Annotated in this window: 12 protein-coding genes, 1 tRNA gene and 1 other RNA gene; 1 reads left to right on the top strand and 13 read right to left on the bottom strand. The window is 59.2% G+C overall.

Annotated elements, in window-relative coordinates; translation table 11 throughout:
* Positions 1–4: 4 nt before the first annotated feature.
* The 11 genes from dppB to AC2CGI_RS20655 all read right to left on the bottom strand — a co-directional run bounded on the left by dppB (position 5) and on the right by AC2CGI_RS20655 (position 12,536).
* Positions 5–1,024, bottom strand: coding sequence for a dipeptide ABC transporter permease DppB (dppB, locus tag AC2CGI_RS20705; protein ID WP_015376236.1), 1,020 nt, complete (start codon positions 1,022–1,024; stop codon positions 5–7).
* A 170-nt stretch (positions 1,025–1,194) separates the two neighbouring features.
* Positions 1,195–2,802, bottom strand: a complete 1,608-nt coding sequence (dppA, locus tag AC2CGI_RS20700; RefSeq protein WP_004934126.1) for a dipeptide ABC transporter periplasmic-binding protein DppA — start codon at positions 2,800–2,802, stop codon at positions 1,195–1,197.
* Positions 2,803–3,403: 601 nt separating this feature from the next.
* On the bottom strand, positions 3,404–5,095 hold the full coding sequence (chiA, locus tag AC2CGI_RS20695; RefSeq protein ID WP_015376235.1) for a chitinase ChiA: 1,692 nt from the start codon (positions 5,093–5,095) through the stop codon (positions 3,404–3,406).
* Positions 5,096–5,520: 425 nt separating this feature from the next.
* A non-coding RNA gene (locus AC2CGI_RS20690) (RtT sRNA) lies at positions 5,521–5,649 on the bottom strand.
* A gap of 36 nt (positions 5,650–5,685) precedes the next feature.
* A tRNA-Pro gene (locus tag AC2CGI_RS20685) sits at positions 5,686–5,762 on the bottom strand.
* A gap of 120 nt (positions 5,763–5,882) precedes the next feature.
* Positions 5,883–7,214, bottom strand: coding sequence for an MFS transporter (gene uhpC / locus AC2CGI_RS20680; RefSeq protein ID WP_015376232.1), 1,332 nt, complete (start codon positions 7,212–7,214; stop codon positions 5,883–5,885).
* Positions 7,215–7,310: 96 nt separating this feature from the next.
* Positions 7,311–8,855 (bottom strand): signal transduction histidine-protein kinase/phosphatase UhpB, encoded by a 1,545-nt coding sequence (gene uhpB / locus AC2CGI_RS20675; protein ID WP_076741150.1) that lies wholly within the window; start codon positions 8,853–8,855, stop codon positions 7,311–7,313.
* Complete coding sequence (gene uhpA, locus AC2CGI_RS20670; protein ID WP_004934117.1) at positions 8,852–9,442, bottom strand: response regulator transcription factor UhpA; 591 nt, start codon at positions 9,440–9,442, stop codon at positions 8,852–8,854. The genes uhpB and uhpA overlap by 4 nt, the downstream gene beginning before the upstream one ends.
* 123 nt (positions 9,443–9,565) lie before the next feature.
* Positions 9,566–11,260 carry a kdo(2)-lipid A phosphoethanolamine 7''-transferase gene (gene eptB / locus AC2CGI_RS20665; RefSeq protein WP_015376231.1) on the bottom strand — a complete coding sequence of 565 codons (1,695 nt, stop codon included), beginning with the start codon at positions 11,258–11,260 and terminating at the stop codon, positions 9,566–9,568.
* 225 nt (positions 11,261–11,485) lie between these two features.
* Positions 11,486–11,911, bottom strand: a complete 426-nt coding sequence (locus tag AC2CGI_RS20660; RefSeq protein WP_004934114.1) for an organic hydroperoxide resistance protein — start codon at positions 11,909–11,911, stop codon at positions 11,486–11,488.
* Between the two features lie 160 nt (positions 11,912–12,071).
* Positions 12,072–12,536 carry a MarR family winged helix-turn-helix transcriptional regulator gene (locus AC2CGI_RS20655; protein WP_004934111.1) on the bottom strand — a complete coding sequence of 155 codons (465 nt, stop codon included), beginning with the start codon at positions 12,534–12,536 and terminating at the stop codon, positions 12,072–12,074.
* 97 nt (positions 12,537–12,633) lie between these two features.
* Here AC2CGI_RS20655 and AC2CGI_RS20650 point away from each other — a divergent pair, with 97 nt between their 5' ends.
* Entirely contained in the window at positions 12,634–13,233 is a 600-nt protein-coding gene (locus AC2CGI_RS20650) for an HD domain-containing protein (protein ID WP_015376230.1), read from the top strand.
* Here the strand turns inward: AC2CGI_RS20650 and AC2CGI_RS20645 are convergent, their stop codons facing one another.
* On the bottom strand, positions 13,234–14,604 hold the full coding sequence (locus AC2CGI_RS20645; RefSeq protein WP_484593968.1) for a carbohydrate porin: 1,371 nt from the start codon (positions 14,602–14,604) through the stop codon (positions 13,234–13,236).
* 151 nt (positions 14,605–14,755) lie between these two features.
* The gene (locus AC2CGI_RS20640; protein ID WP_016929537.1) at positions 14,756–16,159 is read right to left on the bottom strand and encodes a glycoside hydrolase family 1 protein; all 1,404 of its coding nucleotides are present in this window, start codon (positions 16,157–16,159) and stop codon (positions 14,756–14,758) included.
* Between the last annotated feature and the right edge of the window lies 1 nt (position 16,160).

The raw sequence follows: 16,160 nt of genomic DNA, 5'->3' as shown, positions 1-16,160 counted from the left end.
CCCCTTATTTCTTGTGGCGAATACGCGGGTTGACCACGCCGTAGAGCACGTCTACCAGCAGGTTAACCAGAATGATCATACAGGCGACCAGCAATACCCCGCCCTGCACCACCGGGTAATCGCGGCGCTGCAGCGCGTCGATCAGCCAGCGGCCCAGCCCCGGCCAAGAGAAGATGGTTTCCGTCAGAATAGCGCCGGCCAGCATGGTGCCAACCTGCAGCCCGATCACCGTCACCACCGGCAGCAGCGCGTTGCGCAGCGCGTGGACGACGATCACTCGCATGCGGCTCACGCCCTTGGCGCGCGCGGTGCGGATATAGTCTTCGCCCAACACTTCCAGCATCGAGGAACGGGTCATGCGCACGATCACCGCCAGCGGGATGGTGCCCAGTACGATGGCCGGCAGGATCATGTGCATCACCGCGTCGACGAAGTCGCCAGGCTCGCCCCAGATCAGGGTGTCTATCAGCATGAAGCCGGTCAGCGGGTGGCTGTCGTCGAGGAATACCGTGTCGCTGATGCGCCCCGACACCGGCGTCAGGTTAAGCTGCACCGACACCAGCATGATCAGCATCATGCCCCACCAGAAAATCGGCATCGAATAGCCGGTCAGCGAGATGCCCACCGCGGTGTGATCGAAGACCGAACCGCGTTTGACCGCCGCCAGCACCCCGACCGGGATGCCCACCAGCACCGCGAACAGCATCGCGCAGAAACCCAGCTCCAGCGTGGCCTGGAAGCGCGGAACGAACTCGCTCCAGACGGAGATGCGGCTTTTGAGTGAGGTGCCCAGATCGCCGTGCAGCACGTTGGACACGTAGGAGAAATATTGTTGATAGAGCGGCTTGTCCAGCCCCATTTCCGCCATCAGCTGCGCGTGGCGCTCGGCGGAGATACCGCGTTCCCCGGCCATGATGGTCACCGGGTCGCCGGGGATCATATGGACGAATGCAAAAGTCAGCAACGTAATGCCGATAAACGTTGGGATAACTAACCCCAAACGTCGGAGTATGAACTGCAACATATCCCGAACTCTCTGTATCAATGCCCGGCAGCTCATCGTCCGCCAGGCTTATTAACGCTCACATGCCTTTGAACGATTCGACGGCCATACGCCGGAGACTGGTCAGCAGAGGCGCAAACCTGTTGCGCCCCTGCAAGTCCATTCGTGCGTCTCCGGTAAAGCGGTCGAAATCAGTCTACAGAGACATTCTCGAAGTGATGCTTACCGAGCGGATCCACGACGTAGCCTTTCACTTCCTTACGCACAGGCTCATACACGGTGGAGTGTGCGACAATCAGCGCCGGAGCCTGATCGTGCATCACCACCTGCGCCTGTTTGTACAGTTCGATACGCTTGTCGTGGTTGGATTCGGCGCGCGCCGGTTGAATCAGATCTTCAAACGGCTTGTAGCACCAGCGGGAGTAGTTGGAGCCGTCTTTCGCCGCCGCGCAGCTGAACAGCGTGGCGAAGAAGTTGTCCGGATCCCCGTTGTCGCCGGTCCAGCCCATCATCACCGTCTGGTGCTCGCCCGCTTTGGCGCGCTTGAGGTATTCACCCCACTCGTAGGTCACGATTTTGGCTTTCACGCCGATCTTGGCCCAGTCGGCCTGGATCATTTCCGCCATGCGGCGCGCGTTCGGGTTGTAAGGACGCTGTACCGGCATCGCCCACAGATCGATGCTGAAACCGTCGGCCATGCCCGCTTCTTTCAGCAGCTCTTTCGCCTTGGCCGGATCGTAAGCGTAATCCTGCACCGCGTCGTTATAGCCCCACATGGTCGGCGGGATCAGGTTCTTGGCCGCCTGGCCCGCGCCCTGATAAACCGCGTCGATGATCGCCTGCTTGTTGACCGCCATGGTCAACGCCTGACGCACCTTCAGGTTATCCAGCGGCTTTTTCTCGACGTTGAACGACAGATAGCCCACGTTCAGGCCCGGCTGTTCCATCAGGTTGATGGACTTGTCCTGCTTCATGCGGGCGATATCGGCCGGGTTCGGATATGGCATCACCTGGCATTCGTTTTTCTGCAGTTTGGCGTAGCGCACGGAGGCGTCAGGCGTGATGGAAAACACCAGGCGATCGATCTTCGGCTTGGTGCCCCAGAAACCGTCGAACGCCTTGTACAGGATCTTGGAGTCTTTCTGGTATTGCAGCAGCTGGAATGGGCCGGTGCCGATCGGGTTCAGATCGACTTTCTCCGGCGTGCCGGCTTTCATCATCACGTCAGCGTATTCGGCGGACAGAATGGATGCGAAGTCCATGCCCAGGTCAGCCAGGAACGGCGCCTCCGGGCGGTTCAGCACGAAGCGCACGGTGTTGTCGTCCACTTTTTCGATCTTGGCGATCAGCTTCGGCATGTCCATGCCTTCAAAGTATTCGTAACTGCCGCCGGACACTTTGTGATAGGCGTTGTTCGCATCCAACTGGCGTTCAAAGGAGAACACCACGTCGTCGGCGTTGAAATCGCGCGTCGGTTTGAAGTCTTTGCTGCTCTGCCACTTCACGCCTTTGCGCAGGTGGAAGGTGTAGGTTTTGCCGTCTTCGCTGACGTCCCACTTCTCAGCCAGGCCCGGCTGCAGCTCGGTGGTGCCGGTCTTGAATTCGACCAGCCGGTTGTAGATTGGTACCGAGCTGGCGTCATAGGTGGTGCCGGAGGTAAACAGCTGCGGGTTGAACCCTTCCGGGGAACCTTCAGAACAGTAAACCAACGTCTTGGCCTGTACGCTGGCCGCCACGGTCAGCGCGATCAGCCCAATACCGAATTTCAGAATCCCCGATTTACCCAAGGAACGTGTCATCGTTAGTGCTCCATTGTGTGATGTGATGTGTGTAATTGCCGCCAGACCTGTATTTTTTATTGCGTGGCCTGTGCGATCGGCGCCCGAAGGCAGAAGGCGTACGAGGAGAGAATGCCGGATGGAACGCATCGCGGCGGGGATGTCTGAGCGCGTGGAATTCACTCAAACAACTCTCGCTCTTACCCCTGAGGCTATCAAGTTGCCAACTGTTTGGGGTGTCGTCAATATAACCAGTGGGGATTTACGCAGACTGTGAGAAACAGCAAACAAACATAAAAAAAACTTTTTGTTAACAGTTCCAGCATGAAAATTTATGCTAAGCGGCCATTTTTAGCGCATTGGTCTGACCCTCACAAACTTACTGGTTTTTAACTCCGTTAAAAAACGCCAAAACTTTGTTGCTGAATGATGAATATCTGAACGGTTATTTTTGTGATCGCCGTTAAAGACAGGAGGAAATGCTGAAGGATTACCCAAAAGGGTGAGTCCGATGAGCGCGTTTTGCTCGGGGCAGAGCCACAATCTGTGCGGCGTAAAAAAACTTTCGGCGGCGAAAAAGCCGGGGGCGAAAGGATATCCCCCGGCAACGCACTGCAACCGATTATTGAACGCCGGCGCTGTTGCCCAGGCTGGCGTTCATGCTGTTGAGAATATCGCCGTTATCCGCGTCGATCTCCCAGGAGAACAGGCCGCCCAGCTGCTTATCCAGCACGTACTTGCCTTTGGCCTGCACCGAGCGGGTATCGTCGAAGGTGATCAGATCGCCGGTGGAAGGCTTGAACACGTAAGGCGCTTCCGCCGTGGCGTCGTAGGTATACTGCCACTCGCCGCTCATGAACTGGCCGGCGATTTGGCGGTAGTCCACGATGCCGTTCTCCCAGGTGCCTTTGACCGGCCCGGTGGCGGTACCAGTGAACGGAATGTTGTTCTGGTAGCCGTTCACCCCGGTCCAGCCGCGGCCATACATGGCGGTGCCGACCACGATCTTGCCCGGCTTGACGCCCTGCGCCAGCAGCGCATTGACGCCGTTCACCGTGGTGTAAGCGGTGTCCGGCTTCCAGGCCGGCGCATTCAGCGCGGTCTGATGCCCCAGGTTCTTCAGATCGAAGGCGCCATAGAAGTCGTAGCTCATCAGGAAGATGTGATCCATCGAGTTCTGCGCAACGTTGTAAGCCACCTTGTCGATCTTGTCCTTGCCGGCGCTGATGGCAGAGGTCAGTTCATATTTGCGGCCGGTTTCCGCCGACAGCTGATCCAGCATCGCCCGCAGCTCCTTCATCAGCAGCACATAGGTTTCCCCGTCCTGCGGGCTGCCCAGGTTCGGGTTGGCGCCTTTGCCGCCCGGGAACTCCCAGTCGATATCCACGCCATCGAAGAACTTCCAGGTCTGCAGGAACTCTTTCACCGAACCGACGAAGCGATCGCGCTTCACCTTATCGCCCATGAAGAAGAACGGGTCGGACAGCGTCCAACCGCCGATCGACGGCAGAATTTTCAGGTCAGGATGCGCCTGTTTCAGCGCCATCAGCTGGCCGAAGTTGCCCTTGTAGGGGTCATCCCAGGCGGTAACGCCCTTCTGCGCTTTTTGCAACGCGGCGAACGGATCGTGGATCGAGACTTTGAAGTCCTCGCGGCCCTGGCAGGAGCGCTGCAGCGCCTGGAAGCTGCCTTCGATCTCTTTCAGGCTGTCGTTGATGCCGTTGCCGCCGCAGATCGGGATAAAGCCGTACAGCAGGTGGGTCAGGTTCTGCGCCGGGATCTTGTCGACGGTGAAATTGCGCCCGTAAACGCCCCACTCGACGAAATAAGAACCGACGACTTTGCCGGAGTTCTGTTTATACGGTTTATTCTTTTCCAGCAGCGGCTCTTTCAACGGCGCCAAATGGCTGCCGTCGGTGTCGGCCACCACAATTTCGGTGGCGTCGCTGGCGCTGCAGCCGTCGGCATTGCACAATGCCACCTGCATTTGATAACGGCCGCCTTTATTGACTTTAAAATTCGCCGTACCGGAAGAACCGGTTGACGGGCCGCTCCACGCCTCTTTGCCATTTAATAAAACTTTTGCCGTCGTACCGGTGTCGCCATTCCATAAATTCCAGGAGACCGAAACATCGGCGGCATTTTTTACCTTCACCAAACTATTATAAGCGGTAGCCGCCTGGTCAACTTCAACGATGGCGAACTTGGTGTTGCCCCAGGCGATGGTCGGCTTGCCCGGCGCGGCGGCCTGCGCCGCGGAACACAGCGTGCTGCCGATCAACAGCGCCAACAGCGGTTTATTAAATTTGCGCATAACTGATTCCTTTATTCCGAGAGGATAAACATAAAAGAGTTAATCGTCGCGATGCATTGCCGATGCGAAAAAATTCCGCAATAATCCACGAAGATTAGCGTTAATAAATAATCACGATATTTTCCACGCAGCGGGAATAACATATCCCGCGTTGTCCATTCAGACTATAGGTAAAAAAAATGTGAAAACAAGAGCGCTATAAACCGGGTTTTATTCGGCAAGCATGAATTTATTTAAATATGAGAAAAAGAGCCCAATGGGAATAAGGAGTGTGAATTAATTAAGCGTAAAGGATAAATATATTTCACGAGGACGGTGGATTGACGCACGCCATAAAGCGAAGCCGACCGTATCGGAGGAGGTACTCATCCTCATAAACTGCAGGCGAAAAAAAACCTGCTTTAAAAAGCAGGTTTTTCGAATGGTGGTCGGCGAGAGAGGATTACGCGCATCGTTGATGCGCGCCCTGCGGGCCGTTGCTAAAGCAACGTTGTCTCGCTTCGCGAGGCTCGAACCTCCTGCGGAGGTGCTCATCCTCATAAACTGCAGACGAAAAAAAACCTGCTTTAAAAAGCAGGTTTTTCGAATGGTGGTCGGCGAGAGAGGATTCGAACCTCCGACCCACTGGTCCCAAACCAGTTGCGCTACCAAGCTGCGCTACTCGCCGATGCGGGGCGCATCTTACTGCTGGCGGTTATAGGCGTCAATCACTTTTTTGCCCCTGCATTTCAAGTGGTGATAAAAGCGCCATAATACGCTGCGCCGGGGGTTGCGCAGCGTATTTTACTCAGGCGTTGGCCGGTTTCAGCGCCGGCGTCTGCGCGCGCAGGAATGGCAGCAGGAACAGCGCCGACAGGCAGGCGGCGATGGAAATCACCACGAAGAAGCCGTTCCAGTGCCAGATCTCCATCACTCGCGCGATCGGGTAGCCGGACAGCGCCGCGCCCAGGTAGGCGAACAGGCCGACGAAACCGGTCGCGGCGCCCGCCGCATCCTTGTGCGAGCACTCCGCCGCCGCCATGCCGATCAGCATCTGCGGACCGAAGATAAAGAAGCCGATGGCGAAGAAACAGCAGGCCTGCAGCAGGTAAGTCACGCCCGGCATCAGCCACAGCGCGGCTACCGACAGGAAGATACCGATAGCGAAGATCAGGTTCATCGGGCCACGGTTGCCGCGGAACAGCTTGTCGGAACCCCAACCGGCCACCAGCGAACCGATAAAGCCGCCCACTTCAAACAGCGAGATGGCCGAGTTGGCGGTCATCAGCGAATAGCCCTTTTCCTGCGTCAGGTAGAGGTTGCCCCAGTCGTTGATCGCGGTGCGCACGATATACACCAGCACGTAAGAGACCGCCAGCAGCCAGATGTACTTGTTGGTCAGCACGTAGCGCTTGATGATCTCGCGGTTGCTCAGCCCCTGGCCTTCCGATTCCTGCACCAGCTCCATGGCGTCGTTGCGCCATTTGCCGACGCTCGGCAGCCCCAGGGTGGATGGCTTGTCGCGCAGGCGCCAGCACATCAGCAGGCCGAGCACCACGCCGATGATGCCGGGAATGATCATGCCGTAACGCCAGCTGAAGTGCAGCGAGATAAAGCCGACCAGCAGCGGGATCAGCGCGCCGCCGACGTTGTGCGAAGTGTTCCAAATCGCCCACCAGCTGCCGCGCTCGGAGCGCGAATACCAGCTGGTGAGGATTTTAGAGCACGGCGGCCAACCCCAGCCCTGGAAGAAGGCGTTGAGGATCCACAGCGTGCCCAGCATCATCAACGACGAGCTGAGGCCGAAGAAGATATTCAGCACCCCGGTCATGATCAGGCCCAGCCCCATAAAGTAACGCGGGTTGGAGCGATCGCTGATCATGCCGGAAATGAATTTCGAACAGCCGTAGGTGATGTAGAACAGCGTGCCGAGGATGCCGACGTCGGACATCGTCAGACCCAGATCGCTCAGCATCGCCGGCATGATGAAGTTGAAGCTTTTGCGCGTGAAGTAAAACGCGGCATAACCGATGTACATGGTGCACATCAGCTGAATGCGCCAGTATTTGTAGCTGGCGTCGATCTGCCGTTGATCGGTGACCTGCGGCGCATCCGGGCGGCTTTTAAGGAAAGACCACATGTGGAACCTCAGAGGATTGAATTAAAGTGCCGCTATGATGCTCCTCGCGCGCGCAGGGGGCTTACGCCGGATTCTCGAGGCGGTTAGGAGTTTTTCCTAGTTTTGCGTTTGCGCCGGTGAAACTGTGGGCAAGATCACACTCAAACAGGCGCCCCGCTCAGCGGTGAACCGCAGGCTGCCGCCGAGGGCGCTGATGCGCTCTTGCATGCCGCGCAGGCCGTACCCCGACTGATGGTTTTCCGCATCGAAGCCCACGCCGTTGTCGCGGATGGTCAAGGCGATCTGCGGCGCGGCGCCTTTGCGCGGCTGCAGGCGCGCATCCAGCTCCAGGCGGCTGGCGCCGGCGTGGCGGCACACATTGGTCACCCCTTCCTGACACACCCGATACAGCGTGATTTTCAGCGTTTCATCCAGCAGCTCGTCGGGCACCTGCCACTGCATGCTGCTCACCAGCGACGCGTCCTGCGGCAGCGACTCCCGCAGCATCGCCGCCACCGCCGCCGACAGCGGCAGGTTGTTCAGCGCCGCCGGCCACAGCTGGGTCAGCACATCGTGCACCCCGTCGTAGACCCGCAGCGCCAACGCATCGATGGTGTCGGCGCAGCCGATCACCGCCGGTTCCGGCGCCAGACGTTTGACGATGCTGGCCTGAGTGCGGATCACGGTGATGGTCTGCCCCACTTCATCGTGCAGCTCGCGCGCCACCTCGCGCCGGGTTTGCTCCTCCGCCGTCACCAGCGCCCGCGCCAGCTGCCGATTCTCCGCCAGCCGCAGCCGCAGTTGCTGATTCAGTTCGCGCTGGCGCTGAATGCCGGCGCCCAGCAGCAGCCCGGTCAGGCTTTGGGCCAGCAGCGACAGCAGCAGATCGCGGTGCGACTCCGGCTGCGGCGGCTCGTTGACCATCAGCGCCACGCCGTTGAGCAGCGTCGCCAACAGCGCGCCCTGCCAGCCATAGCGATAAGACATGAACACGATGGGGATCGCCAGGCAGAATGGCGCGAAACGGCGCAGCTCGGCGGCGTTAACCTGCTGCTGCAGCCAGATGCTGAACGCAAACAGCAACAGATAGCTGGCCAGGTGGCCCAGACGCAGCTCCACCGGCTTGTGGATCAGCCCCGGCTCCAGCGGCACCCAGATTTGGCGCGCCAGATAGTGCCACAACAGCAGGCAGGTTGGCGCGATGGTGAAACCACCGGTCAGGCCGAGCAGCAGCGCGCGGGCGCCTTCGCCGCTCACCAGCTGCCATACCAACGCCTGCAGCAAGGCGGCGATGGCGACCACCGCACCCTGCAACAGCGGCCAGCGCCATTCGCTGTCGCTCTGCTGATGGCGCAACAGCCACGGCGAGGCCAGCAGGCTGAGCAGCACCGTCAACACCAGCACCGCCACCGACGCCCACAGCGCCGGGCCGTAGCCGAACTGATCCGCCAGCAACGCCATCAGCAGCAGGTCAGCCAGCAGGATCCCCGGCCAGAAACGGTACGGGCTCTGCAGCAAAATGCCCATGCGCAGGCCGAACGGAAACAGCAGCAGCGCCTGCCAGGGGGGGGCGATCAGCGCGGTGCCGATGCCCCACAGGCAAAACGCGCTGGCGGCGTAGATGAAAAACAGCGCCAGCTGGGTGATCAGGCGCTGCGTCACAGGTTCAGCATCCGTCTGGCCAGTTCGACGTTGTTGTTGATGCCCAGCTTGGCGAACAGGTTGGCGCGGTGCACATGCACCGTTTTCGGCGACAGCCCCAAGGCGGCGGCGATCTCACGCACCTCCTGGCCCTGCGCCAATAATAGCGCGATCTCGCGCTCGCGGCGGGTCAACGGATCGACCCTCACCCGCGCCAGCTGCTGCGCGATTTCCGGCATCAGGTAGACGCCGCCGCCGGCGACGGTGCGCACCGCGGTGATCAGATCTTCCGGCTTGCAGCGCTTGGAGAGAAAGCCGCTGGCGCCGCGTTCCAAAGCCATTTCCACCAGCGCCGGGTTATCGTGCATCGACAGCATCACCACGCGGATGCCGGAAGGAATGTCCGCCAGCAGATCCAGCCCGCTGCCGTCCGGCATCGAAATGTCGCAAATGCAGATTTCCGCCTCCAGCCCCGGCAGGCCGGCGCGCGCCTGTGCCGCGCTGCTGAACTCGCCCACCACCTGAATATCGGCCTCCAGTGACAGCAGTTGCACAAAGCCCGAACGCACAATGTCATGATCGTCGATAAACGCCACGCGCAGGGTCATGGAAATCTCCGGTTAGCAGGGGAAGTGCGCAAGTATACCGTATGCGCACACCGGAATAATTGATGAAGAGAATGTATTGGGTGAAATTACCGGGTGCGCAAGGCAGGCACCCGGCGGGAGGGATCACAGGCGGGCAGGCGCCGTTTTATCCTGCGGCAGATGGCACCAGTTGTTTTTATCCACGATGCCGCCATCAGGAGAGGTGTAGCCGAGGCAGCCAAGGATAGTGTCAAACAGCTCGACGTGGCGATGCGTTTTGCCGATGCGCTGCTGCGCCTGCAGCTGCTCAAAAGCGCTGAGGTGCTGCGGGTTTTCGAGGAACTTGTCCGACGCCCACACGATCATCGGCACGCGGAATTGCTCCGGCGGCGCCATTTCGCGCGGCGTGCCGTGCAGGTGCGTATTCTCGCCGATCGATTCGCCGTGATCGGCGGCATAGAACACGATGGCCTTCTTGTCCCGCACCTGGTCGATCACATTACTGATAAAGCTGTCGGTATACAGCACCGTATTGTCGAACGCATTGATCAGCTGCGCCTTGGTGCAGGAATCGTCCACCCCCATGCACTCCGGCTGATAACGCGCATAGCTGCGCGGATAACGCTGCGAGTACAGGTAGTGCGAGCCTTTGGTATGCAGGATCACCAGGTGTTTGCCCTTCGGATAGCGCGCCAGCGACTCCTTCATTTCGTCCACCAGCAGCATATCGTCGACCGCCTTGCCGTCGTTGCGCTTCTCGGACGCGATCATCTCGCGGAACGAATAGTTGTTCACCTCGGTGTTGTTGTAGAACCACACCTCGCTCTGCATGGCGAACAGCTCGGAAGAGAAGCCCAGATCCTTCAGCACCGCGAACACGTTCTGCTCTTTCAGCGTGCGCTGCGGATTGTCTTCGGTGCCGCCTTCACGCACGAACATGCAGCGCAGCGACAGCTTGGTGGCGGTATCGCACGACTCGCCGCGGAACGCCACCAGATTCTTCTCTTTAGACAGCCGCGGCGTGGTATCGCGCTCGTAGCCCAGCATGCCCATGTGATCCCAGCGCGTGGTCTCGCCGATGATGAACACCACGTAGGTGTCGTCGATGTCCGCCGGCGGTACGTAGGTGAAGTGTTTGCCCGGATCGAACATCGTGCTCTGATCCTGGCTTTCGTCATAGCGGGTGTAGGCAAACAGCCCCAGCGCCGACAGCCAGTTGGACGGCAGATACGAGTGCGCCACCACGCCGCCGTAGCTCGGCAAATCGACGTTGGAAAGCTTCTCTTGCACGCTCTGCTCGTCGTCCAGCATGCGCAGCGGCAGCCAGACCAGCGCCACCACCGCCAGCAATACCAGCAGCGGCTTGATGCGATGACCAGGGGTTTTCAGCTGTTCTATCAGGGTATAGCGCAGGTTGTTTTTCCAGATCAACAGCAGCGGCAAGGCGCTGAGCGCCACCATCCACAGCACGAAGTGCAGGCCAACCACCTCTTTCGACAGATCGATATCGGTGGTCATCACCGACACCACGATGCCGTAGCCGATCACCACATTGAAAAACGTCATGTAGTAGCTGGCGGCAACCGAAATCAACACCAGCAGCGAGGCGACGATGCGATAAAACAGCCGGCCGCCGAGCGATACCAGCCGCATAATGAAGAACGTAAACAGGACGATAGCGATGACTTCCGTCACCGCCGAAATAAGCTTAATTCCCTGAATGCCGTGCGCCAGCGAATCAAAACGGCGATAGAAAACGGATAGGTTTAGAAAGATGCCGATATAGATCGCTAACAATAACGATAAATTCTGCTGTGATAGCGATTTAACTTTGTTCATGTAACGCGGTGGCTCCGGGGACGGTGTAGCGGTTCTGACTCAGTCAGACACTGATTGCGGCTTCTGGTTCAGCCAACCGGCAATAAGCGTTATTTTGCGGGTAATAATCAAGAGAATTCTCACAAAACGGACAAAATTTACCGTTTTTTTGAGCGGTTTTCAGACAGGGCACGCAAGAAAATGGAGGGATAAACCCTCCATTTTTTCCAGATATCGGCAAAAATCTTACTTAACGTTCAGAGTTACATCGATATTTCCACGGGTGGCGTTGGAGTATGGGCACACCACATGCGCCTTTTTCACCAGATCTTCCGCCACGCTGCGCTCGATGCCCGGCAGCGAGATATCCAGCTGCACTTCGATGCCGAAGCCATTCGGGATTTCACCGATGCCGACGGTGCCGTCGATCTTGGCTTCGGCCGGAATTTTGACCTTTTCTTTCGCCGCGACAAACTTCAACGCGCCGAGGAAGCAGGCCGAGTAACCGGCGGCGAACAGCTGTTCGGGGTTGGTGACTTCGCCGCCGGCGCCGCCCATCTCTTTCGGCACGCCCAGTTTCACGTCCAACACGCCGTCGGAGGAGGTCGCACGGCCGTCGCGGCCGCCGGTTGCGGTGGCGTGAGCGCGGTAAACCACTTTCTCAATAGACATCGTTCATTCCTTCTTGCTGGTTGGCGAGATGACTACGGCTTCCACGAGGTAAAGCCGGTCACATATTTATCTTTTGCGATTAAATCGCGCACTACTTATTTTTGACACTTATTAACCAGTGTAGACCACCCCTGCCGTTCTTGCGTCCGGCGCTGGAGGATCAAATCTGATCGATCAGGCTGCCGCGCAGCTTTTCCAACTGCTGTTTGAGCGAGACGATCTCGTCCAGGCTGCAGTCGGTGGCGCACATCACCGCCTCGGGCACCGATTGCGCCCGCTCACGCAGCGCGCGGCCGGCTTCGGTGAGGGCAATGATCACCTGCCGCTCGTCGGTGGTGGCGCGATAGCGCACCAGCAAACCGGCGGTTTCCAGCCGCTTCAGCAGCGGCGTCAGCGTGGCGGAATCGAGGAACAGCCGCTCGCCGATATCCGATACCGTCACCCGATCGCGCTCCCACAGCACCATCATCACCAGGTATTGCGGGTAGGTGAGTTCGAGCTGATTCAACAGCTTGCGGTAGACTTTGTGCAGCGCCAGGTTGGCGGAGTACAGCGCGAAACAGAGCTGCTGATCGAGCTGCAGCAGGTTCTTCGCGTTGGGTTGTGCGGTATCGGTGCTTTTCATGTTTGTGAATATAGATAGTGCACGATGTAATCGCAAGCTATTTCTTGTGAGGTATGCTACCTTTTTTTCATGCAGAGGATGCTCGGAGGGAAAGGAAATGACGAATACGCTTGCAGAACGCGCGCGCCGCTACGCCACCAAGGCGCATGCGGCCATCGATCAGCGCCGCAAATACACCGACGATCCGTACATCGTCCACCCACAGGCGGTGATGGAGCTGGTGCGCAGCGTGCCGCACACCGAAGAGATGCTGGCGGCCGCCTGGCTGCATGACACGGTGGAAGATACGCCCACCACCCTCGGCGATATCGAAAGCCACTTTGGGCCAAAAGTGGCGGAACTGGTGCGAATGTTGACCAACGTCAGCCGCGCCGAGGACGGCAACCGCTTCGAGCGTAAAAACCGCGATCGGCGCCACAGCGCCGGCGCGTCACCGCAGGCCAAAACCATCAAGCTGGCGGATCTGATCGACAACACCCGCTCGCTGCTGGACTACGACAGCCACTTCGCCCAAACCTATCTGATCGAGAAACAGCGCCTGCTGGAAGTGCTGACCGAAGGCGACCCGACGCTGTGGCGCCAGGCCAGCCATATCGTCGAACAGGGGCTGCTCAGATTACAGCAGCCGCCGCACAACGTGCCGGCCAGCTGGTTTGAGCACGCCCGCCGGCGCTACCGCGAGAGCGACGCGGCCTGATCAGAAGGTCACCACCGTTTTCAACGCCGTCACCCAGGCGTCCTGCGTCTCGCTGACGCCCGCCGGGTGATGCCAGTATTGCAGGCCCGGCTGCAGCTGCAGCCACGGCGTGACGTTAACGCGATAATAGAGCTCCGCCGTCACCGAGTGGCCCGGCACCGGCCGATAGTTCGGATCGTGATAATCGCTGATGCCGCTCATCTGGTTGAGATAACGCTGATTGTCTTTGTAGCGGTCGCTCAGCTTCACCACCGAGACGCCGAGCCCCAGCCAGTCGTCCGGCCGCGCATCGAACAGCCCGCGATAGCGGATGCCGGTCGAGGTGGACCAGTGCAGGTAGTTGCTGCGCTGATCTCCCAGCCCCAGGCTGTAGAACACGCTCAGACCGCGGTTGACGTCGTCCGCATGGCGCGTCACCTGCTGGTTGAAACCGGTATACAGGAACCAGGTGCGATCGTGGCTGCGATAGCCCTGCGGATCGCTGGCGCCCGGCCCGCCGGACACCCCTTCATAAAGATCGCTCTGGCGCGCGTTGGTGAACAGCACGCCCAGGTTATACACCCCCGGCAGCTGGTTGACGGCGTGGGTTTTCAGCTCCAGCTCCATCGGCAGCAGGAAGCCTTTGCTGCCCTTGGTGGACCAGCTCCAGGCGTGGCTGCGGCTGGGGGCGCTCGGGTTCTGTTCCATCACGCCGCCCTTGAGCGTCAGGCCATCGGTCAGTTTGTATTGCAGCGTCGTGCCCCAGTAATGCACGTTCCAGTTGTACCAGGTCAACGAGTTGGCGGACTTGCCGCCGCACAGCGTCAGCGTCTGAAAATCGCAGGGGATGATCTGATCGAAATCCTGCACCTTGTTCATCATGCCAATGCGCCACTGCAGCCGGCGATCGAGGAAGGAGCGGCTAAAGGTCAACCAACCCAGCCGGGTAATCGACTGCCCGCCAAAGCTCTCCTGCGACAGATCGGTCAGGCCGACGCGCGGATCCTGCAGGCGATCGCGGGTCAGGTTGTTGTCATGGTTGCGGTTGACGATATTGCCTTCGATCGCCGCGTCCGGAATGCCGGTCAGCGCCTGCAAATCCTGGCTGAAGGTCAGCGAAAACTGGTCGATATACGACGCCTGTTTATCGTGGTTGTAACCGCAACCGGCGTTATACGACAGCTGGCTGAGGTAGCCGAGATTATAGTGGAAGCCGTGATCCTCCAGGATCGGCCTGATCCCCAGCATATCCCCCAACAGCCCGGGCTGCGGCGGCTCAAAGCCGAGCGCCACTCCTTCCCATTTGGCGGTGGGGGCTTCGACGTCCTTGCCGGTTTGCAGCGTTTCCGCCTGCGCCTGGCTACAGAGCAGCGCCAGCGCCGCCAGGGTCATGGAACGAGGTAATAAGCTTTTCATCATTATTATATTTCTCCGCATAACGGCTGACTGCGGGCAACAGCATTCCCTGGGAGAGAATTTCCCATCATGAACAGCAGCGAATAACGTTAGGTTAACGCCCGGCGCTTGCCGCCGGGCTGAAGGGTTAGCGTCGGTCTTTCAGGCTGGCGCCGTTGCTGTGGATCACATCGCGGTACCAGTAAAAACTCTTCTTGCGGCGGCGCTCGAGGCTACCGTTGCCGGCATCGTCCCTGTCGACGTGAATGAAGCCGTAGCGCTTCGACATTTCGGCCTTCGAAGCGCTGACCAGATCGATCGGTCCCCAGCTGGTGTAGCCCATCACCTCGACGCCGTCGTCGATCGCTTCCGCCACCTGCACCAGATGATCATTGAGGTAGTTGATGCGGTAATCGTCGTTGATGCTGCCGTCGGCCTCGACGCGGTCTTTGGCGCCCAGCCCATTTTCGACGATGAACAGCGGTTTCTGATAGCGGTCGTACAGCACGTTGAGCAGGTAGCGCAGCCCGATCGGGTCGATTTGCCATCCCCACTCCGAGCTGGCCAGATGCGGGTTCGGCACCATATCGAGAATGTTGCCGCGCGCCGTCTCATACTGCTCCGGGTCGGCGGTGACGCAGCCGCTCATGTAGTAGCTGAACGAGATGAAATCGATGGTTTCACGCAGCGTTCGCCGATCTTCCTCGGTGATCGCCACCTGAATGCCGTTTTCACGGAAGAAGCGCTGCATATAGGCCGGGTAATAGCCGCGCGCCTGCACGTCGCCGAAGAACAGCCAGTCGCGGTTTTGCCGCTGGGTTTCCAGCAGATCTTCCGGCTTGCAGCTCAGCGGATACAGAATGCCGCCCAACAGCATGTTGCCGATTTTGCCCTCCGGCACGATCTCGTGACAGGCCTTCACCGCTTTGGCGCTGGCCACCAGCTGATGGTGGATCGCCTGATAGATGGCGCTCTTGTCGCTCTCCGGCGGCAGACCGACGCCGGTGAAAGGCGCGTGCAGCGACATGTTGATCTCGTTGAAGGTCAGCCAGTGTTTGACCTTGTGCTTGTAACGTTCGAACACCGTGCGCGCGTAGCGCTCGAAGAAGTCGATGGTGCGCCGATCGCCCCAGCCGCCGTAGCGTTTCACCAGGCCGTAAGGCATCTCATAGTGCGACAGCGTGATCAGCGGCTGAATGCCGTATTTCGCCATCTCATCGAACAGCCGATCGTAAAACGCCAGCCCGGCTTCGTTCGGGGTCTCTTCATCGCCCTGCGGGAAAATGCGCGTCCAGGCGATCGAGGTGCGCAGGCACTTGAAACCCATTTCGGCGAACAGCGCGATATCCTCTGGGTAACGATGATAGAAATCGATCGCCACGTCCTTGATGCCGCTGTCGCCCGCCGTGCGCGGCGTGATGGCGCCGAAGATGCCCTGCGGCTGCAGATCGGAGGTCGACAGCCCCTTGCCGTCGGCCTGATACGCGCCTTCAACCTGGTTCGCCGCTACCGCGCCGCCCCACAGAAAATGTTGCGGAAACTTGCCGTTCATC

Source organism: Serratia sp. LSHTC3 (assembly GCF_057197125.1).
This window is presented reverse-complemented; position numbering and strand designations above follow the sequence as displayed.